The organism is Kitasatospora sp. NPDC088861, assembly GCF_044750105.1.
Classification (GTDB): Bacteria; Actinomycetota; Actinomycetes; order Streptomycetales; family Streptomycetaceae; genus Kitasatospora.
On the sequence record NZ_JBIVJF010000042.1, the window covers coordinates 1 to 18613 of the forward strand.

Here is an 18613-nt window from a genome sequence, read left to right on the forward strand (position 1 = left end):
ATGACCAACCGCCTGACCGCCAGTCCCGACAAAATCGGGCAATACCTCCGCCCGAAACCTCTCGCAGCAGCCTAAATCGGTATCGAACACCCTCTCAGAACTGCCAGAGACAGCACATGACCGCTACTCAGCGTGACTGTGCCGGGCCACGGTAGCTGGAACTGCGGTGTCCCGTCTCAAATGATCTGGTCTGCGAGTAGGGCTGTGACCTGCGGCGACCAGATCAATTGAGACGCCGAGGTGCCGAAAATCTCAAGTGATCTGGTCCCGGAAGCTGGGATGCACGGTGCCGTCTCAGTTGATCTGGTCCGTCCCTGCTGTTTCGAAGTGATACCAGTTTTGGGTGTTCAGCCAGGACTGGTAGTCCCTGAAGATCCTTGCGAGGCTGTCGGGTTGCTCTCGCTGGTCCAAGAACTCGCCCAGGAGCTGGAAGAGCGTCGCGACGGCTTCGATGTCGGCGTGGGGCGTGAGCGGATGGACCCATCCTGCTGGAGCGAGGTGGCGAACAAGGGCAGGCCAGGTGAGGTCTTGCCCCCTGCCGAGCCGGACGACCAGCCACTCGTGAAAGCCGGCGAGCATGCTCCAGGAGGTCCCGGCGTCGCAGCCCAGGACGAAGGCGGTGGTGGTTGCGAAGGAGCCGTCGATGCCGTGCATCGCGGGCTGTTGGCGAATGGCGGCCAGCAGGCCGCGGTGGTTTCTGATGATGTTGGCTTGCAGGGCCTGATGGGTGGCGCCGAGGAAATCTCCCGTGGTGCGCCGTGGTGTGCCGGCAACGCCGTTGGGATTCGTGAGCGGATGTCCGACGAGGAAGCGGCGCACGGTGGCATAGGAGACGTCGGCGTCATGCTCGTCCAGCAGTCTTTCCCAGATCAGACGGGTGGGAGGGAGTTGGCCGCCGTTCGTTGCCGCGCATTCGTCGAGGATGGCGTCGAGGGCGGGCCGGATGCGGTCAAGGACCGGATTCTCCTTGACCGTGCGTGGCTTTCGGGGCGGCGGTGTCGGCGAGGCAAGGGCTTGCCGGACGGTGCGGCTGTGCACGTGGTGCCGCTTCGACAACGCTTTGACGGACAGGCGTTCCTTCTGAGCATCTCGTCGGATCGCGGCGAAGAGAGCGGGCTTGTCAGCACTGAGGGTGACATACCTTTTGGGCTTCTCTGGTTCACTGGGCTCAGCTGATTTCCTGGGGGCCAGGTCTGGCAGTGCCCGTTCGAGCGCGTCTTGCTGACGTCCGGTCACTGCAGCGAGCCGGTCACCTCGGGGGCGACCTCCGTAGCCGTAGTCGGGTGGCCCGGCGAGGTATCCACGCAGGTAGCTGGGTTTGAGGTGGTTCGCGCGAGCCAGTCGGCGGACGTAGGAGTCAGTGCTTTCCCCGCTCCGAGGGCGGGGGCGGGCAGGCAGTGGGCGAGGCCGGTCGCCGTCGTCAGCACTGGTGGTCATGAAGCCGATTTGGTCTTGCGGGTCTGGGCGGCGCGGTCGAGCTTGACGCGTTCCAGCGACTTCCGGGTGATCTTCTCGGTGCCGTCCAGGATGGCGTCGATGGCGGCCCCGCGGATGAGGTGGGACAGGCTGCCGATCATGCCCCCGGTGCGCTGGTGGAGGTAGCCGGCCAACCCTTCCAATGTCTTGGGCTTGTGGTGGTGCAGCCGCAGGGCCTCTTCGAAGGTGATGACCAGTCCGGTCCATTCCGCGGTGCGGGGGAAGGGGACGGTGTCGATGACCGCGAAGCGCCCGGCGATCTGCCGGCCCCGGGGGCCGTTGAACATCCCGTCCGCCTCCAACTCCACCCCGGCATAGACGAAAGTGGCCGGGATCCGTTCCGAGAAGTACTTCAGCGTGTCCGATACCTCGGCGCCGTTCCTGGTTGCCAGCGAGAGATTGTGGAGTTCGTCGACACACACGACGCTCACCCTCGCGTCGATCAGGACACCGCAGACGGCCTCGATGACATCGGTGATGTTGGCGCGGGTCGTGACGGGCAGGCCCAGGAAGCGGGCGAACTCGACAGCGAGCATGCGCGAGGTCGCGGCGGGCGGGACGGTGACGTAGACGACCGGGATCCGGTCGACGCCCGGGTGCTGGCGCCGGTCGATGACCTCGATGGTCTTGCCGAACTGGGTGAGTGCGGTGGTCTTTCCGGTCCCGGCCGCGCCGGACAGGATCAGGCCCCGGCGGGCGCTGATCGCGTGCCGGTTGAGCAGGGTCAACCGCCTGCCCGCATGGACGACGGTGCGCAAGGTGGAGGTCGCGGCCACGGTCAGGCGGGTGTGGTAGTCGAGGCGGTCGTCGTCGTAGTCCAGCCGCTCGTCCGGGCCCAGGTCCGCGAGCGCGGGTGCGGGCAGCAGGTCGGGCGGAACCGGGTCCTGGGTGGTGAACTCCCGCCAGCCCTCCAGCGTGGTGAGGTAGCGGTGCAGGTCCTCGCGTTCCAGGGCACTTCGCCATCCGTGCTGGCGGCCCGGGTCCGAGTCCTGGCCGGGGGTGGGTCCGGTCAGAGCAATGCTCAGGACTTGTGGATCGGTGCGGGGAGGGACGCGGAGGGCGTGCCTTCCCGAATGATCCCTTGAAGGTCTCCGAGTAGGCCCGCGTTGCAGCGCGGGTCGGGAAGGCACGCCCGTGCTCAGCGTAGTCACCGATGACGGTTCGACTCAGTCCGGCTCCCTGATCGACGAGATCGTCCGCGAGGGCGCCCGGCGCATGCTCGCCGCCGCGCTGGAGGCGGAAGTCAACCAGTACATAGCCGAGTTGGCTGCCGAGATCGACGAGTGCGGCCGCCGTCTGGTGGTCCGCAACGGTCACCACCGGCCCCGCACCGTGGGTCACCGCAGCCGGCCCGGTCGAGGTGAAGGCCCCGCGGATCAACGACCGGCGGGTGGATGAAGCGACCGGCGAGCGCAGGCGGTTCTCCTCGAAGATCCTGGCTCCGTGGTGTCGCAGGTCGCCGAAGATCAGCGAGGTGCTGCCGCTGCTCTACCTGCACGGCCTGTCGTCCGGGGACTTCGTGCCCGCACTGGAGCAGTTCCTCGGTGGCACGGCCGGCCTGTCGCCGGCGACGGTGACCCGGTTGACGAAGCAGTGGGGCGACGACCACGCCGTCTTCCAGGCCCGGGACCTGTCGGACCGCGACTTCGTCTACGTCTGGGCGGACGGGGTGCACCCGAAGGTGCGGCTCGGCCAGGCGCACTCGTGCGTGCTGGTCCTTCTCGGCGTCCGCCCGGACGGGACCAAGGAGCTGATTGCGCTGGCCGAGGGGCTGCGGGAGTCCACCGAGTCCTGGGCGGACCTGCTACGGGATTGCCGTCGACGTGGCATGCGCGATCCCGAGCTGGTCATCGGCGACGGCGCGATGGGCTTGTGGAAGGCCCTGGCGGAGGTCTTCCCGACCGCCCGCCACCAGCGCTGCTGGGTCCACAAGGCCCGAAATGTCACGAACGCACTTCCGAAGTCCGCACAGCCGGGCGCCACGAAGGCGATGCAGGAGATCTACAACGCCGAGGACCGCACCCACGCGGAGAAGGCGGTCGAGGAGTTCGCCCGCACCTACGGCACAAAGTGGCCCAAGGCCGTCGCGAAGATCACCGACGACCGGGACGTGCTGCTGGCGTTCTACGACTTCCCAGCCAAGCACTGGATCCACCTGCGGACCACGAATCCGATCGAGTCGACGTTCTCCACGGTCAAGCTGCGGACCAAGGTCACCCGCGGTGCTGGCAGCCCGGCCGCGGCCCTCGCGATGGTGTTCAAACTGGTCGAGTCCGCCCAGGAACGCTGGCGCGCGATCACCGGCGCCCACCTCGTCGCCCTGGTCCGCTCCGGCGCTCGCTTCGAGAACGGCGTCCTGGTCGAGCGCACCGAGGTGGCGGCATGACCAAGTCGTCCAACCCGGTCGGCCACAGGGTCGAGGTGGAACTGCAGATCGACCAGGTCACCATCGTGACTCCGGCCGAAGCCACCGCAACGGTGCGGTGCATGCTCGGACCCGTTCGCCGCGGTGCCCGCTTCGACCGGATCCGCGACTCGGCAGAGGCTATCGACCTGGAACTGACGCAGATCCTGGCCTACCGCCACTCCGTTGAGGAGCTCGACCCCGTCCACACCGCGCTCGTCACCCTCCGAGGCACAGTCGTTCAACACCTCACGTCAGCCTTCCAGGGCTCCCGATGGCAGGCCATCCGGGGAACCAATCCGCTGCCGTAACCAAGCCATCCACAGGTATTGACTATTGCTCGTCCGGTCATGGTCACCATCGCTTGTCCGCCTCCTTGAAGGGGTCGAAGACGCCGAGCGGGATGACCTTCGCGATCGGCTCGTCATCTGTGCTGTCCATCGCCTCATCAGCGTGGAGATGCGGTTCGTCCTCGACGACTGGAGGCGGCTCTGGCCTGGGCGGACGCGGTCCGGGGCTTTCGGCGGCGGCTCGGGTCCTGGCGGCGACGCGCCGGTCGCGCTTGGACGGCCGCGAGGCGGGTCCATCGCTCTGGTGGGCCGGTCCCTGGTTGGCTCTGACGAGGAGCTTGGCGACAGCCTGGGCGGTCTGCTCTTCGGTGGGTGTCGGGTTGCCCTTGCCTCGCAGGTCGGCTGCCGCATGGTCCCAGGCCAGGTCGCCGAAGGGCTGCGGGACGCTGCCGAGGTGCTTCCAGGGGACCGGGATCCAGCCGGTCTCCCAGTGGTGGCGCATCCAGATCCAGGCGGCGTCGTAGGGGTCGCGGTGGATCTCCCACAGGTTCCGCTTGCGTGTGACGCCGGAGGGCTGGCGCCGGAACGGGGCCAGGTCGGGGCAGTCGTAGATGCGGTTGTTGATTTTGATGCCGTAGGAGTTGACGGCCCGCCAGGTCGCGGGCAGCAGTTCGACGTAGTCGTCGCCGCCAAGGGCGAGGGGGACGTAGCCGGCGCTCTCGACCAGGGCGGCGTACTTTTGGTTCGGGGTGAAGGTCCGGCCCGGGACGCCCGGGTCGCGGAGCCCGTCATGGGGCCTCGATTGCCACTTGGCGACCAGCCATTCATCGAGGAATTCCTGGATCTCCAGCATCGACCACAACGGCTCGTCGTCCACGTCTCGGCCGCGGTGCTCGGCGGTGCGGCCGAGGTAGCCGGGGAGGAACTGGCAGAACAGTGTGGCCACTGATTCGAGTGTGCGTTCGATGTGGGGTTTCTCCGCCGGGGAGCGTGGGTGGCAGGGCTGGAAGTTGATCTCCAGGGTGCGGCAGGCGGCGCGGAAGTTGTCCGAGATGAACGCCTTGCCCCGGTCACAGACGATGGTCTCCGGGATGATCACGGGCCGGGCCGCGGCGTGCTCCAGACGCTCGTCCAGGGTCAGCAGTCGGCGGTGCGGCAGCACCGAGCGGGACATCGACAGGGCCTGGACCCAGCCGGGCCGCATCGGCTCCGGGGTCAGCGCGCGGGCCAGCAGCAGCGAGGCGTCCACCGACTTGGTGGTGGGCCGCACCACCGCCGCGGCGACGGTGCGCGTCGCCAGGTCGATGAGGGCGCAGAGTTCCACCCGGCCGGGGACCCCGTGGTCCAGCCGCACCAGCACGTCCAGCGGGGTGGAGTCGATCTGCATCAGCTCGCCGGGGGCGGCGACCGACTCGTAGCGGAACGGCCCCTCGGGCTGGTCGGCCAACGAGCGGCGGGTGCGGGCCGAGCCGGTGACGTGGACCCCGTGCGACAGCTTGTCGAAGAGCCGGTAGAACGTCGGGCGCGACGGCATCTCCACCACGCCTTGGCCGTGCTCGGCCTCCAGGATCCGCTCGGTCCGCCAGCGCGCGTGCTCGATCGTGCGGGTGGAAGCCGGGATGCTCTCGCCGATCGCCTGACGGATCGCGGCCACCACCCGCCGGTCGGCCCGGCCGGCCAGCGAGGCGTGCGGGGCGAGTCGGTGGTCCACCACCGCCGCGATCCCTCCGGCCTCGTACTGCTGGCGCTTGCGCTTCACCGTCCGCGCCGTGACCTCCTCGCCCAGCGCGACCAGTTCATCCGCCTTCGCCCGCTCGCGTTGCGCCAGCGAACGGCCAACCGGGTCGTACTCGGGCTTGACCCGGACCCCCGCCGGGGCGTCGGGCGGCAGACCGGTGAGGAGTTCGACCAGATGCCGCTGCCACCACAGGGCGCGGGCGGCCACTGGCCCGGGCAGGCGATCCAGCAGCGCGGCCGAGCCCAGCGCCGTGCGGTCGCCGGCCCCCAGGACTGCGAAGTCCTCGGCCGACTGCAGGTGGACCTGGTCGACGAGCATCCCGGTGCCGTGCGTGTCGGCCAGCCGGACCCGCATCCCGGTCAGGCCGACCACGGTATAGGTGCGCTCCTGGAACCTGACCCGGTCACCGAGCCGCAGCCGTCCCGGCCGCGCGGACATCATGGCCGGTCCCGGGACGCCAAGCGCACCAGCGTGTCGATGCCCAGCGGGGCCGTCACAAGATCCGCCGTCAGTTCATGCTGCCAGAGCAGGTGATAGAGCACCGGCAGCACGGCCAGCCGGTCGCCGACCTGCTCGGCCCCGGCGAGCAGGGGCAGGGGGTCGGCGAAGACTTCCCGCAGCCGGCCTGCCACCGGCGCGCGATAGCAGCGACCGTGGCGGTAGCGGGACAGCCAGCGCAGGTTCACCCGGTAGGGCTGGTCCAGGTCGCCGACCTGCCGGAACTGCCAGCCCACCGCCTCGCAGACCCGCGCGGTGAACGCGAAGACCTCGGCGGTGGCCTCGTCCACCAGGCCCTCGGGTCGGACGTCGACAACGACGCCGGTGCCGTCCGCCAGCCGTGCGAAGTAGTCCGGGGTGTGCCCGCGCCCGCGTTCCCCGTCCGGACCAGAGGAGCCGGAAGGGCTGGGACGCCAGGGCGACCACGGCCGGGTCGAAGTCCAGTGCCATCGCCGCGTCCCGCTCGACCCACGACTCGTAGCCCACCAGGGATCCCGATATCGCCGCCCAGTACTCACCGGTGAAGTTCTTCTGTCCCTTGAACGAGTTGAACGACCGTGCCGGCGAGGCGAACTCGAAGGGCTCGGCCCAGCAGCGCGTCAGCGGACCGGAGCGCTCGACACCATCGGCGTCGACGAACCCGACCTCAATATCCCCGACCTCAAGGTCTGCGATGCAGTTGCAGGCGGAGACCGCCTCCGCGGAACCATCCACTCAGCCCTCCGCACTGTCGTGACCCCTCTCAATGCGAGCGTGGGACACGTTGTCCGGGCCCGTGGGCAGAGCCCGGCGACGCCACCCGAAAGAGTGACAACCCGTCTCAAACAATATGGTCGACGCAGGCCAGAGGGCTCGTAGCCTCTCGATGCGCCCGCATCCCGAAATATCGACTCCTGGCTGCAGGTGCGAGTCGGGTGGCTATGAAGCTGATCGTGTTCCCTCATGGCCGCGCGGACTTCGGGACGCTGGAGCTGCCAGTTCCCAGGCTTCGAAGATCGCGGTAGCCATCCAGTGCCCGCTGACGAAGGCGACGTGTTCCACAGAAAGCCCGGTCCCGCCGTGCGACTTGCGGCGCGGGTCGGCACCTCGGGCCACCAGATATGCGGTCAGGCTCACACTGAGCGGATCGCCGGTCTGGCCGTGTGCGTCTATCTCCGAGTCCACCGCATGGTGCAGCAGTGTCATCCCACCGAACTCCTGGTGGATATCGGCTCCGGCGTCCAGCAGCGCACGCAGGGCCTCGACATCGCCTGTCTCCACCGCCGCGTGCGCCGCGCTCATCGTCTCCTCGACCACTACGGGCCCTCCTTCTTCCGCGGAGCGGTAGCCCCCGTTTCCAACACATCCAACCCTGGGCTGAAGCGACAACATCACCCGAGACCGATCGCGAATCCCGCTAGGGCCACCTGAGACAGCGACAGCGACAACATCGCGTAAGACGGGACAGTAGACCCCGCCGGACCAGATCATCTGAGACGACGAGCGAATCGGACCAGATCACCTGAGACAGGGACCAGATCGACTGAGACGGGACACCCGACCTGCTGATCGGTGCTGGTGGAGGCGCTCGTGGGAATCGATAGTTGGCCCGGATCAGAAGCGGCAGTTGGCCCGAGAATGTCGCGCGATGTCACGAGGAGTAGCCGCCTGGTTGGCGATCGGCGGCGGGGTTCCCTGCCGTCACGTCCGCCTGCTTGGCCGAGCAGTCGCTCCATGTAATCCCGAGGAGGACTGGCCGGAGGGACGCCTCCGAAGCATGATCCGCACGAGCTTCCGGGCTCATGGAAGAACTCCACCGGTGGGACTCGGCGCGCTCAGCACACAGAACCTGGTCAACATCTTCGTCGCCCATAACGAGAACGGCCCCCGAGACAACACCGCCTTGGGGGCCGTCAGCATGACAGCGCGGCTACCGTCGTCGCCGGTCAGTCTCCGTAGGGGTGGATCTTGAGGTGGACGTCAGCGTCCTGCCTCGGCTGATCGCTGCTCCAGTACGCCCATCCATTCCAATGGCCCGGGTGGTCATGGTCGCCGTGAGCCGTCGTTGCGCTGAGAGAGGCCCCGGTTCGATACGACGTCACCTCGACATCGTCGCCGTAGCAGACCGGCGCACCGCCGTTCGCTCCGATGAGTTTGCCGCCGGGTGTAAGTCGTGCCTGGGTGCCGCCGTCCCTGGTGAAAACCAACTCACCGTCAGCGCCCTCGGAAATGCTCCAGCTCCCGATGGTGACTTTGTTGCCTTCTGCCACGACGTTCTCCTCACTCCACAAGGTATCCGGGCTAATCGGTGCCTTGTTGAAGGTAGGCAGTCACGCTGAAGGCAGCGCGGTAGCCATCCCGGGACACACCGTCAGCTCCATCGAACGTGTCTCGACCTTGCCTACGTTGACGAAAAGTCATGGCCACGGGCCCCGCCTTGCGCGGGGCCGATTCGCGAGATCATGGGAAAGTCGGAAGCCAGGCCGTCGCCCACCATCGCAACCGGGACCCGTCGAGCACCAGCCGCGACCGAAAAGCGGCGCCACCCGTGAACTGGCCGATCAGCGCCGCCAGATCACACACATCCGACCACGCCCCGGGCCCCTCCCTCGTCGACATGCCAGAACGACACCACCCGGTACGCGTACGCGCGGGCGGGATCCCCAAACGAGACCTCTACTCGGGAAGCTTCACCCACCCGAGTGACCGATTCGGTCACCCACCGTAGCCGTAGGGTCGGTGCGGCCAACTATCGATTCCGGCCTCAGCATCAAGGTGCTCCGACCCGCCCTCACCAGCGCTTTGAACTGCGACGTTATCGAGTCGTGGCCGAGCATCAAGGTATCGAGCGCCCAGCCCGGGGCGGTCATCAAGGAATCAACGCGGGCGCCGGGACCGCGGCGGCTTCGGGAGAAAGGGTGTCGGCCAACCGGTCTGACCTGCGGCCTTCGTGAGCTGGCTACCACTCGGAAGCCTCCCGTCCAGCACTGCGATTCCCCGTGACTCCCCGCCCAACATGGCACGGCTGTGGCACGCCTAGAAGTCGCGAAAAGCCTCTGGGGGCCACTCGGGCGGAAGCGCCCTGGTGAACATCACGTAGACCGGTCCGTAAGGAGTCTCGGTCTTGACGTTCGCCCACTGATCAAGCTCGTGAGAGCAGTATCGGCGAAGCAGACTGACGAACTGTGTGATCTCAGTGTCGGACAGCGGACCGTCGGGCCCCGGGTTCGGCTCCATGGCAGCACGGTAGCTCGGTAGCTCGGTAGCTCGGGCAACCCCGCCTCCGGGGGGCGGGAGGTGGTGACCGGCTGTGACCTGGCCTTATGGCTGCTGGGCCGGTGCTGTCTGGTTCGACCGTGGTGGGCCGCTCTTCCCCGTGGCTCCCCGCTCGATCGGGCACGAGTTGGGCACGGTCACTCGTCGCCATCCGACAGCCGCACCCGAGCGTGCGCAAGGGCGACGGCCCGCAGGTTTGGTGAAAGCTCACCGGTCGAGAAGACTTCGAGCTGGTCGGCTGGACCGTCGAAGGGGCGCGACACGGAGATGAACAGACCTTCCCGCCCCCCGCTCTGATACTCGACGCTCCAGCAGTCGTCAACGATGTCGGTGAAGTGCACAACCTGAAACAGAATCCCTGCGAGCGTGACCACCACACCCCCTAATGGCTCTGGAGCTGGACGCTATCCCGTGGGCGCCCGGCGTCAGCCTACGGCCAGTCCTCGGGCTGAGCGGGTGGCTCCCTCCTCGATCGGGCAGCTTCGCCGCACCCGGGTTCTCTAGCGGCCGCCCTTGGGTGACCGGTCGAGGTGGGGGCCTCCCGCGACCCGTCCACGATCACCACGTCGAAGCCGCACCCATGGGCATGCCCCTGGTCCCCTCCGAGGAGAGCAGAAGACCTTCGAGTACACCGACGACCTGAAGGACGCGCAGCGGGCGCTGGTGGCCGTGCAGGCCGAGCGCCGCGCGTTCCTGGCGACGCTGCCGTCGTGGAGCGGCGATCTGTTGGCCGCCCAGCAGGGGCTGGGAGAAGAGCAGCTGGCCGAGTCCGCACGTCTGGAGGAAGCCGGGCGGCGGGCCTGCCACGCGGTGTGGGCCGACGGGTACTGGGCCACGCTGGCCGGCGAAGACCGGGTCGCCGCTCGCAGCCGACTCCAGCACATCGACGACCAGCCGGCAACGGCGGCGTAGCGACGGCCCCCGCCGCCCGGCAACCGGGCGCGGGGCGCTACCGCAGTCGGATGTTGCCCTTCGCGTCAACGATGACGGTCAGCTCGCCGCCGAGGTTCTCTTGGAGGATCTTGGCCAGCTGCTTCCCGTCGAAGGGATGCCTGGGGCGTAGCGGGGTCCCGAAGTACGGCTCCTCCGGTTCGTCCGCGCCCCAGGCGGATTCGAACAGGCACGCGTCGGTGATCGTGCGCGCCATGGGGAGCCCCTTCTTCCAGGTGACCGGGCGATCACCATAGATCCCCTCGTGGTCGGGCGAAAGGCCTGCACGCCCGGCCGACCTGCTGTGGAGTCACCGGGTGGACCAGGACGGGCATACAGGTTCGTGCCAGGTGGTGCGGACCACCAGCCCGCCGGGCGACAGGTGCTCGCTGCTCCAGGTCCGGCAGTACCCTGCCGCCGGCCGGCACGGCCCGGCCGTGGCCGGGTGACCGGCAGCCTGGCGGGCGAGCACCGGCGCGGCGGCGGGCTTGCCTGTCCGGTGCCGACGGCGTCTGGTGAAGGAAGTCGTCATGCCCGCCGTTGTGCCACCCGCTGCCCGCCGAGAAGCGCCCCCGGACCGTCTCTGCCCGCCTGCGCCCGCCGTGTCCGAGGAACGGGCGGCCAGGCCCGACGAGGCAGCCTGACGGCCCTTCCGGGGCTGCCGCGCCCCAGCCCGCCCCGCCCCACCACGAGCGGCCGGCACCAGCCGGACGCGAGAGAAGAAAGGCCCGCCGCAGGCGCAGCGCCCGACCGGCACCGACCCAACCAGCCAACCAACCAACCACAGCAACCACAGGCCGGGGCACAGAGAGGTAAGTCGGGCCGGTGAGAACCCTCGATCAGCTGAGCCGTGGTTCCGCCAGCAGCACCACGCGGTCGGCCTCGACATCGAACCCGAGAACGGGATGGAGCGGATCAGACTCCGGAGTCAACGTCACCGCCTTGCCGAGCCTGCGCCCGATCGCCCGCAGCAGGAGGCACAGCAGATTGACGCCGTCCTGGCCCCACAGCTCTCGCAGATCAACATCGAAGTCGATCGAGCTGGCCTCATACGCCCGAAAGATCGCCAGGAATCCAGTGGCGGGCCAGACCCTCAACAACGCGTCGGTGTCCTCGCTGCGGGCCAGCATGTCCGCAGCTCGCGGCAGCCGAACCGCGACACCGTCCTCGGAGTACTCGCAGGACCACCCCTGCGACCGCACCAGATCAAGCACCGCCTGCCAGTCCTCGACCGAGGTATCTGCGACCCGCCCGTCCGGCAGCGACCCCATCAGGCCGGGGTCGAAGAAGTTCCTGACGTCGTCCCACAGCAGATCTGGCATCCCGCCATGCTGCCTGGCCACCCGCCCGAACGCAGCCCGATTTCCTTGACGAACACCATAGAGGCACCCCCGGGGGGCCTGCGCGGTCGGTCAGATATCGGGTGGGTTTTACCCGCGTGGAGCAATGTCTGTCTGCTCACACTAGAGCCTAGACAAGGGGGTACCTGTTGAACGATGTTCCAGATCTTGGGCCCATGCCCCAGCGGGTCACCGTGAGTGCCGAACAGGCCGGGCGGCTCGTGGCCGAGCAGTTCCCACAATGGGCCGCACTACCTGTGACGGCTGTGGAGAACGGCGGCTGGGACAACCGGACCTTCCACTTGGGCGACAACATGTTGCTCCGCCTGCCCAGCGCGGAGGAGTACGCCTTGGCCGTGGAGAAGGAGCACCGTTGGCTACCCGAGCTGGCACCCGCTCTCCCGCTGCCGATCCCGGTGCCGCTGGCGAAGGGGAGTCCTGGTGTGACCTACCCGTTCGCGTGGTCGGTCTACGGGTGGATCGACGGCACACCCGCGACGTTCGAGTCAGTCGTCGATCCGATCCGCTTCGCCGAGGGCCTGGCCAACTTCGTCGCCACGTTGCAGAGCATCGACGCCTCGGAAGGACCACAGCCTGGCAAGCACAACTGGTTCCGCGGAGCAACGCTGCGGACCTATGAGGCGCAGGCGCTCGGTGCGCTGGACGAGCTGCGCGGCCGCATCGACGTCGCGCCGGCACATGAGTTGTGGACTCAGGCGCTCGAGGCGCAGTGGGACGGGGCCGACGTCTGGTTCCACGGCGACCTTGCCCAGGGAAATCTGCTCCTTGAGGACGGACAGCTCGCCGCCGTCATCGACTTCGGTACGTGTGGCGTGGGGGACCCCGCTTGCGACCTCGCGATCGCGTGGACCTTGCTCTCGGCTGACGGCCGCGACTTGTTCCGGAAGCGGCTGGGCGTCGACGATGCGACGTGGGCGCGCGGACGCGGCTGGGCGCTGTGGAAGACGCTCGTCTCGTACGCCAACAGCCTGGGCGAGGACGGCGCTGACGCCCGTGACGCGCGACGCGTGCTCTCGGAGATCCTCGCTGATCGAGGCTGAGGGGTCGTAGGGGCGCGTGGACCGCGGCGCGGGCCTGCACGCACTCGGAGCACTCCAACCGGTCCGGGCCCGCCTTCTCCCGCAACTCCAGCTGCGAACCCGCCTGCCGGACGTCGGCTTCCCGGGGTCAGGACCGCCAGCTGTTGCCCACGGCCAGCGGCCGCTCGCCCGACCCGTCGACGCGCAGTGCCTCCCGGCCTGCGGCATCCTCCAGGAGAACGGCCTCCATGTAGGCGATACACCTCAGACGCTCACTCGATGTCACCCCCACGCCAGGCTACCGAGACCACGACGGTCCTGACAGTCCGAACGTGTGCCGAACCTCCAGGTCCACATCGCCGCCGCCCTCGGCGCCGGTTCCGGTTCGATTGGTTCTCACCGGCCGCTGACCTGTGCCGACGCCCGAAACTCACCAACGGTCCCGGGGCGAGACTCACCTCCGCGAGGCGAAGCTCCCCACCGCAGGTCAGCGGGGGTTCCCAAACTCCCCGGTGCAGGTCAGCGGCCCGCACCGGGGGCAAGGCCGGGTCAGGAGCAGCGCCACCACGAACCGGCGAGCTTCGCCGTGGCGGCCGCAGCCTCGGCGGCGGTCTGCTCCGCGCGCGCAGCAGTTCGTCGCCGTCCGGGTTGGCCAGCGCGTCGGTGCCAGCGTGCAACCTTTGCGGCGGCGCGGCGGTGAGTAGGGCAGAGCGGTGGCCCGGTCGGGTCGTCGCGCGGATGCGAAGAGGAACTGGATGACCGCGACCATATTGCCCGTCCCGGTGGAGGACCCTCCCCCGTCCGTCATGGCACCGGCTTCCGCTGGCGGCCCCGGCCTGCGGGAGCTGGACTTCGAGGGGTTCGCCGCCACGCGCTGGCGACGGCTGGTGCGCACCGCCTACCTGCTCACGGGCGACTACCACGAGGCCGAGGACGTGGTGCAGGCGACGTTCGCGAAGGTCTTCAGGAACTGGTCCCGGATCAGCCGTCTGGAGGAGCCGGACGCCTATGTCCACCGAGCCCTGGTGAACAACAACCTGAGCCGCCACCGGCGGCGCCGGGTCAGGCAGCTGCTCGTCCCCGTGCTGCCCGACCGGGCGCACACCGCCGGTGGCGGCCACCGCGACGTCGAGGAGCGCTCGGTGCTGCTCCAGGCGCTGGCGGAACTGCCGCAGCGCCAGCGGGCCGTGGTCGTCCTGCGCTACTGGGAGGACATGAGCGAGCACCAGGTCGCCGAGATCCTGGGCTGTTCGCTGGGCAATGTGAAGAGTCAGGCCAACCGGGGCCTGGCGAAACTGCGCCGGCACCCGGCGCTGGCCCCGTACGCGGCGGACACCGGTTCGACGACCGACGGCACGAACGGAGACAACAGGTGATGGACACCGAGGACATGGTGCGCGGCGCCCTGCGGGACGAGGCGGCCCGGGTCGCGGTGGCGGACTGGTCCGCCACGCCCGCACGGGGCCACGTGCGCCGGCAGCGGCGGGGGCGCCGCGTGGCGATGGGCGCATCGGCCGTGGCGGCCGCGCTCGCGGTGGTGGCCGGCACAGGCGCGGTGTTGTCCGCGCAGCACGGGGCCCAGGCCGTCGGACCGGCCTCCCAGGCTCCGGCCGTACCGGAGGGTCCGGCTCCAGAGCCCGTGGTGGTGGAGCCCGGCCAGCAGCTGCCGCTGGGCCGCCCGGACTGGTGGATGCAGCTGAAGGACCAGGAGGTCTGCATCCACGACGCCCCCGCCTACCGCAGCGATCCGGGATGCGGCGGGTCCTCCTGGGCGGGTGGCACGACCGGGATCAACATGGGGTACTACGGGAACGCCCCGCAGTACCAGGAGGGTCTGTACAACCTCATCTACCACGGGCCCGAGCAGGTGGCCCGGATGAGCATCGAGGTGGACGGCCACGCATACTGGGCCACCGTCGTCTCACTGCCCGGCACCCCGGGCTACACCACCGGCTACCTCTGGGGGCCCAGCAACAAGACCCTCAACGGTTCGACGGCATTCCCGCTCGAAGGCGTCAAGCTCGCCGCGTACGACGCCCAGGGGAAGCTCCTGACGAGCAAGACGGTGTCGTCCTGAACCCGGTGCGTGGGACCGCCGTGCAGGCGGTCCCACGCACCGGGCACCGGGCGGCGTGATTCACCTGGTGACGCCACCCGAGCAGAAAGACTGGCCTTCGGGCTCTCCTTCAGCCGGGACTGCTGGTTGGCGTACTACTGGCAGGAGCCATCAGAGGCTCGTTGGGCACGATCAGCCTCCACCCGCACGCGCTCGTTGCCGATCCACGCCCGTGCCCCCTTGCCCGGGGCCGCGGGCCTGGTGCCGGCGGAGGTGTCCGCGGAGGCGGTGCCGGGCCCCTTGTCCGGGCCAGGCGAGGCCTGGCGCCGGACGGTCCGACAGACGGTCGGCGGCCTGTTCCGCCCCGACGAGCACGGGCAGCGGCTCGACGAATACGTCCCGAAACCTGTCCGCCACCGGCTCGCGGTGGCAACGGCGGCGACGGTAGCGGGCCAGCCAGCGCAGGTTCACCCGGTAAGGCTGATCCAAGTCGCCGACATGGCGGAACTGCCAGCCCACCGCTTCGCAGACCCGCGCGATGAACGCGAAGACCTTGGCGGTGTCCTCGTCGATCAGGTCCCTCGGACGCACGTCCACGACGACACCCGTGCCGTCCACCAGCCGTGCGAAGTAGTCCGGCGTGTGCTCCCGCCGGCGTTCCCCCGCCGTCCAAACGATGCGGAAGGGCTGTGACGCCAGAGCGACCACCGTAGGATCGAGGTCCAACGCCATCGCGGCGTCCCGCTCCACCCATGACTCGTAGCCCACCTGGGATCCGGACGTCGCCGCCCAGTACTCACCAGTGAAGTTCTTCTGCCCCTTGAAGGCGGCGAACGACCGGACAGGCGAAGCCAGTTCGAAGGGGTCCCCACCAGCGCGCCAACGGTCCGAAACAGTCGACACCGTCGACGTCGACAAACCCGACGTCGACCCCCGAGGCGTACTCCCAGGCAGAGGCCATGGCTGCGGACCGGTCCACCGACGCCTCCGTCGCACCGAGAACCCGTCTTCCCTGCGAGGGTGAAGCACCTCGTAGGTGGCCACGACAGAGAGGCGGATGCCGTCACTCGAAAAGGTGACAATCCATCTCAAACAATCAGGTCGATGCAGGCCAGTAGGAGTTTGGCCCAGCGTGGAGGATGGGAGGTCCGACCGCTGGGACACTCACGCCCGGTTGGAGAGGGGCGCTCGAAGCTCCACGCGGAGTCGGATCGAGGTGTCGACGGGCAGTCCCGTGCTGAAGTAGCGAAGCTCTTTCGAGTAGTTCGCGATGAGATCGAGATCCCGCAACTGCCGCTGCAACTCAGAGGCCAGAGCTTCGTCCGAATCAGGGACGAGCTCGTCATCTTCCTGCTCGGCGAGGTACTCCAGCTGTTGATCAACGGCTTCCACCGCCCGGCGGCTGGTCCAATGGGCGAAGTCGTAGCAGCCGAACAGATAGGCGTGAGCGGCATACAACGTCGCGGTTGCGGCCGACTCGTCCGCATCATCGGGCCCGTCCTGACCGTCGTTGTGGCAGTACTCGCTGAGCATGTACTCGGCGACACCGCGGTTCACTGCCGAGAACGCCGTCGTGTCGCCGAGAACGCCCTCCCACACAGAGTTCAACAGGGGGCGAAGGCTCACCGTGAACGGCGCCTGCTCGTCCTCGGGCAGGGCCTCGTGCCAGTTCATGAGCCGTTCCGCGACACCGGCAGCGAACACGCCACGTTCACTGGTCGATGTCGCCTTCAGCCGCTCCTCCACCAGCACTGAAAGCTCTTGCCACGTGTCCATACGAGCCACCCCCGAGTCGTGAAACCAGCGTGCTCACGCTGGCAACGGCGATCATCGCATCCACCAGGGACAACGCATCAGGCGCGGCCCACCTGTCGGCGTACACGGGTAAGTGCTCAGCCGCGTACTGCTGAACGTGCTCACCTGCCCGGTTCGGCGGGAGCCTTCTCTCACCGTGTGGTTGCCCGGCGGTGAGTGGCGCGGATCAGTACGGTGACCAGGGCCGCCAGGTCGAGGGCGCCGTCCGGGTCGTCCGCGTAGCGGGTGGTCTGCAGCGGCCCCACTTCGTCCAGGCGTACTCCCTCCGTATCCAGGACGTGAGCGAGGACCAGTACTGCCAGGCGGGCGTTGCCGTCCGGGTAGGGGTGGAAGAAGGCGATGCCGAGGTACGCCCTGGCCGCGCGGGCTGGCAGGGGGACCGACAGGGCGGCGCTCTGGTGTAGGCAAGCGGCGAAGTCCTGCCAGGTGTGGGGCGTGAGCCCGTATCGTTCCCGGCCGTCCTTGGCGAAGGCGTCGCTCTGACGCAGGCGCACCTCGTTCACACCGAGGACCAGCTTCTGCCAGCCGGCCAGAAGGGTCGGGGTGAGCGGCTCTCCCTGTGAGGCATCGGCGCGGGACAGGGTCATCGCGGCGAGCAGCCGGTCGGCGCGGTCCGGGTCGCGGAGGCGGACCGGACCGTCGAACCAGGCGGCGAGTCCGTCCACGGCCGCGCACACCGGTGCCGCGCGCACGCTCGCGGCCGAGGACCAGTCGACCTGCTCCCTGACCTTGCACCACGTGGCCAGCGCGTCATCGCTCACGGTAGAACCCGCGGCCGGTCGGGCGAATCGCCAGGTCCTCTCCCACCGTGTCGACCAGGGGCGGGGCGGGCGCACTGTGGCTCTTGAACCGGCCGCCGATCGCGGCTTCCACCGCCTTCTGCGCCTCTTCCAGTCCCAGGCCGGTGGAGGTAAGGAACCAGGTCAGCGTCGTCTCGCAGATCCCGTACCAGGACGACTCGGCGTGGGTGCTGTTGACGACCGCGGTGACCAGGCGGGTCACCGCGCGTTCCAGGTGCCAGCTGCGGTCCTCGGCGTCCGTACTGGGAAGGGGTGCAAGTCCGTACCGGGAAGGGGTGCAAGCTGCTCGAACCGCTCGGCCATGTCCTCCAGCCAGTCACGCCACTCCAGCAGGCAGGTCACGACGCGTTCGGCGGTCTCCGACGCCTCTCCGACCGAGTGCGAATCGCAGCACCAGGTCTCGACGGGACCGCCGTGGTGGTTCGAATGGTCCCAACCGCAGGCCCACCGGCCATAACGGGACACCAGGAGCACGGTGACCTCGTCGATGAATCGAAAGCCCGCCATCCGCTCGGCACCGACGGGAGGCACCATCGGAACGACCAGCGCCGTCAGCCGCGCCGCCTCGTCGTCGTCCCAGTCGAAAGCGTTCCGGCCGGGGGCAGCAGCGGACCACGGCAGGTCCCAGGCTCGTTCGCGGTGGATGGACGTGGCGTACCTCCGAGGTGAGACATGACGGAACAACTGACCGATCATGCCGACCAGGTCGAGACCTGTCATCCCAATTTGTTGACCACCGACCTGCGTCTCCCGCCGCCCGGCTGCCTTCACCCAGCCGGGCACATTCACGTGTACCTGCCTGAGCACTTACCCGTGTACGCCGACAGCTGTCGGCGTACACCCGAATGTGCGCCGGCCGGTACAGCGGAACGTGCACGGCCATCCCGGCTTTTTGGCCCAGTGCTGTGGCGCCAGGGCCCCCCGTCTGGTCAGGATCCGGGACAGTCGTCACCGTCAACGGGGCCCTCTCC

The 18613-nt window shown here is 68.6% G+C and carries 19 protein-coding genes and 1 pseudogene; 6 read left to right on the plus strand and 14 right to left on the minus strand.

The annotated features are described in order from the left end of the window. Window positions 1–294: 294 nt before the first annotated feature. Window positions 295–1236, minus strand: a complete 942-nt coding sequence (locus tag ACIP37_RS35475; protein ID WP_400812529.1) for a hypothetical protein — start codon at window positions 1234–1236, stop codon at window positions 295–297. Window positions 1237–1433: 197 nt separating this feature from the next. After that, the gene (locus ACIP37_RS35480) at window positions 1434–2606 is read right to left on the minus strand and encodes a TniB family NTP-binding protein (protein ID WP_400812531.1); all 1173 of its coding nucleotides are present in this window, start codon (window positions 2604–2606) and stop codon (window positions 1434–1436) included. 4 nt (window positions 2607–2610) lie between these two features. Here ACIP37_RS35480 and ACIP37_RS35485 point away from each other — a divergent pair. Then, window positions 2611–3862 (plus strand): annotated as a pseudogene (locus ACIP37_RS35485) (IS256 family transposase). After that, window positions 3859–4191 carry a hypothetical protein gene (locus ACIP37_RS35490; protein ID WP_400812533.1) on the plus strand — a complete coding sequence of 111 codons (333 nt, stop codon included), beginning with the start codon at window positions 3859–3861 and terminating at the stop codon, window positions 4189–4191. Before ACIP37_RS35485 ends, ACIP37_RS35490 begins: the two are co-directional and overlap by 4 nt. Before the next feature lie 43 nt (window positions 4192–4234). Here the strand turns inward: ACIP37_RS35490 and ACIP37_RS35495 are convergent, their stop codons facing one another. From ACIP37_RS35495 to ACIP37_RS35515, 5 genes are all read right to left on the minus strand, one after another. Continuing rightward, on the minus strand, window positions 4235–6346 hold the full coding sequence (locus tag ACIP37_RS35495; protein WP_400812535.1) for a Mu transposase C-terminal domain-containing protein: 2112 nt from the start codon (window positions 6344–6346) through the stop codon (window positions 4235–4237). Then, window positions 6346–6924 carry a TnsA-like heteromeric transposase endonuclease subunit gene (locus ACIP37_RS35500; RefSeq protein WP_400812537.1) on the minus strand — a complete coding sequence of 193 codons (579 nt, stop codon included), beginning with the start codon at window positions 6922–6924 and terminating at the stop codon, window positions 6346–6348. The genes ACIP37_RS35495 and ACIP37_RS35500 overlap by 1 nt, the downstream gene beginning before the upstream one ends. A 400-nt stretch (window positions 6925–7324) precedes the next feature. Then, a complete protein-coding gene (locus ACIP37_RS35505) occupies window positions 7325–7702 on the minus strand; it encodes an ankyrin repeat domain-containing protein (RefSeq protein WP_363633694.1) in 378 nt (125 codons plus the stop codon). A gap of 629 nt (window positions 7703–8331) precedes the next feature. Beyond that, the gene (locus ACIP37_RS35510; protein WP_363587081.1) at window positions 8332–8655 is read right to left on the minus strand and encodes a hypothetical protein; all 324 of its coding nucleotides are present in this window, start codon (window positions 8653–8655) and stop codon (window positions 8332–8334) included. A 1143-nt stretch (window positions 8656–9798) separates the two neighbouring features. Further along, on the minus strand, window positions 9799–10035 hold the full coding sequence (locus ACIP37_RS35515; RefSeq protein WP_400812540.1) for a hypothetical protein: 237 nt from the start codon (window positions 10033–10035) through the stop codon (window positions 9799–9801). Between the two features lie 289 nt (window positions 10036–10324). Between ACIP37_RS35515 and ACIP37_RS35520 the strand changes: the two genes are divergently transcribed. Continuing rightward, window positions 10325–10573 carry a hypothetical protein gene (locus ACIP37_RS35520; protein ID WP_400812542.1) on the plus strand — a complete coding sequence of 83 codons (249 nt, stop codon included), beginning with the start codon at window positions 10325–10327 and terminating at the stop codon, window positions 10571–10573. 37 nt (window positions 10574–10610) lie between these two features. Here the strand turns inward: ACIP37_RS35520 and ACIP37_RS35525 are convergent, their stop codons facing one another. Both ACIP37_RS35525 and ACIP37_RS35530 read right to left on the minus strand, forming a co-directional pair. Beyond that, window positions 10611–10808, minus strand: coding sequence for a hypothetical protein (locus ACIP37_RS35525; protein ID WP_400812544.1), 198 nt, complete (start codon window positions 10806–10808; stop codon window positions 10611–10613). A 622-nt stretch (window positions 10809–11430) separates the two neighbouring features. After that, window positions 11431–11913, minus strand: a complete 483-nt coding sequence (locus ACIP37_RS35530; protein WP_400812546.1) for a hypothetical protein — start codon at window positions 11911–11913, stop codon at window positions 11431–11433. A gap of 194 nt (window positions 11914–12107) precedes the next feature. Here ACIP37_RS35530 and ACIP37_RS35535 point away from each other — a divergent pair, with 194 nt between their 5' ends. The 3 genes from ACIP37_RS35535 to ACIP37_RS35545 all read left to right on the plus strand — a co-directional run bounded on the left by ACIP37_RS35535 (window position 12108) and on the right by ACIP37_RS35545 (window position 15048). After that, window positions 12108–12992, plus strand: coding sequence for an aminoglycoside phosphotransferase family protein (locus ACIP37_RS35535; protein ID WP_400812548.1), 885 nt, complete (start codon window positions 12108–12110; stop codon window positions 12990–12992). Between the two features lie 785 nt (window positions 12993–13777). Further along, window positions 13778–14347 carry a SigE family RNA polymerase sigma factor gene (locus ACIP37_RS35540; RefSeq protein ID WP_400812581.1) on the plus strand — a complete coding sequence of 190 codons (570 nt, stop codon included), beginning with the start codon at window positions 13778–13780 and terminating at the stop codon, window positions 14345–14347. Next, window positions 14347–15048, plus strand: a complete 702-nt coding sequence (locus tag ACIP37_RS35545; RefSeq protein ID WP_400812566.1) for a hypothetical protein — start codon at window positions 14347–14349, stop codon at window positions 15046–15048. The genes ACIP37_RS35540 and ACIP37_RS35545 overlap by 1 nt, the downstream gene beginning before the upstream one ends. A 171-nt stretch (window positions 15049–15219) precedes the next feature. On the opposite strand, the gene ACIP37_RS35550 is transcribed toward ACIP37_RS35545, so the two are convergent. The 5 genes from ACIP37_RS35550 to ACIP37_RS35570 form a co-directional block, all read right to left on the minus strand. After that, entirely contained in the window at window positions 15220–15945 is a 726-nt protein-coding gene (locus ACIP37_RS35550) for a TnsA-like heteromeric transposase endonuclease subunit (protein ID WP_400812568.1), read from the minus strand. A 246-nt stretch (window positions 15946–16191) separates the two neighbouring features. Further along, on the minus strand, window positions 16192–16803 hold the full coding sequence (locus ACIP37_RS35555) for a hypothetical protein (protein ID WP_400812570.1): 612 nt from the start codon (window positions 16801–16803) through the stop codon (window positions 16192–16194). Window positions 16804–16973: 170 nt separating this feature from the next. Then, window positions 16974–17603 (minus strand): Fic family protein, encoded by a 630-nt coding sequence (locus ACIP37_RS35560; RefSeq protein ID WP_400812572.1) that lies wholly within the window; start codon window positions 17601–17603, stop codon window positions 16974–16976. Beyond that, the gene (locus ACIP37_RS35565; protein WP_400812574.1) at window positions 17593–17844 is read right to left on the minus strand and encodes a hypothetical protein; all 252 of its coding nucleotides are present in this window, start codon (window positions 17842–17844) and stop codon (window positions 17593–17595) included. Before ACIP37_RS35565 ends, ACIP37_RS35560 begins: the two co-directional genes overlap by 11 nt. After that, on the minus strand, window positions 17841–18362 hold the full coding sequence (locus ACIP37_RS35570; protein ID WP_400812576.1) for a hypothetical protein: 522 nt from the start codon (window positions 18360–18362) through the stop codon (window positions 17841–17843). Before ACIP37_RS35570 ends, ACIP37_RS35565 begins: the two co-directional genes overlap by 4 nt. Between the last annotated feature and the right edge of the window lie 251 nt (window positions 18363–18613).

Coding starts and splice junctions, on each gene's coding strand:
- ACIP37_RS35555 (WP_400812570.1), bottom strand. CDS start 16,803: ATGGACACGTGGCAAGAGCTTTCAGTGCTGGTGGAGGAGCGGCTGAAG.
- ACIP37_RS35545 (WP_400812566.1), top strand. CDS start 14,347: ATGGACACCGAGGACATGGTGCGCGGCGCCCTGCGGGACGAGGCGGCC.
- ACIP37_RS35490 (WP_400812533.1), top strand. CDS start 3,859: ATGACCAAGTCGTCCAACCCGGTCGGCCACAGGGTCGAGGTGGAACTG.
- ACIP37_RS35495 (WP_400812535.1), bottom strand. CDS start 6,346: ATGTCCGCGCGGCCGGGACGGCTGCGGCTCGGTGACCGGGTCAGGTTC.
- ACIP37_RS35530 (WP_400812546.1), bottom strand. CDS start 11,913: ATGCCAGATCTGCTGTGGGACGACGTCAGGAACTTCTTCGACCCCGGC.
- ACIP37_RS35570 (WP_400812576.1), bottom strand. CDS start 18,362: ATGACAGGTCTCGACCTGGTCGGCATGATCGGTCAGTTGTTCCGTCAT.
- ACIP37_RS35525 (WP_400812544.1), bottom strand. CDS start 10,808: ATGGCGCGCACGATCACCGACGCGTGCCTGTTCGAATCCGCCTGGGGC.
- ACIP37_RS35540 (WP_400812581.1), top strand. CDS start 13,778: ATGGCACCGGCTTCCGCTGGCGGCCCCGGCCTGCGGGAGCTGGACTTC.
- ACIP37_RS35535 (WP_400812548.1), top strand. CDS start 12,108: ATGCCCCAGCGGGTCACCGTGAGTGCCGAACAGGCCGGGCGGCTCGTG.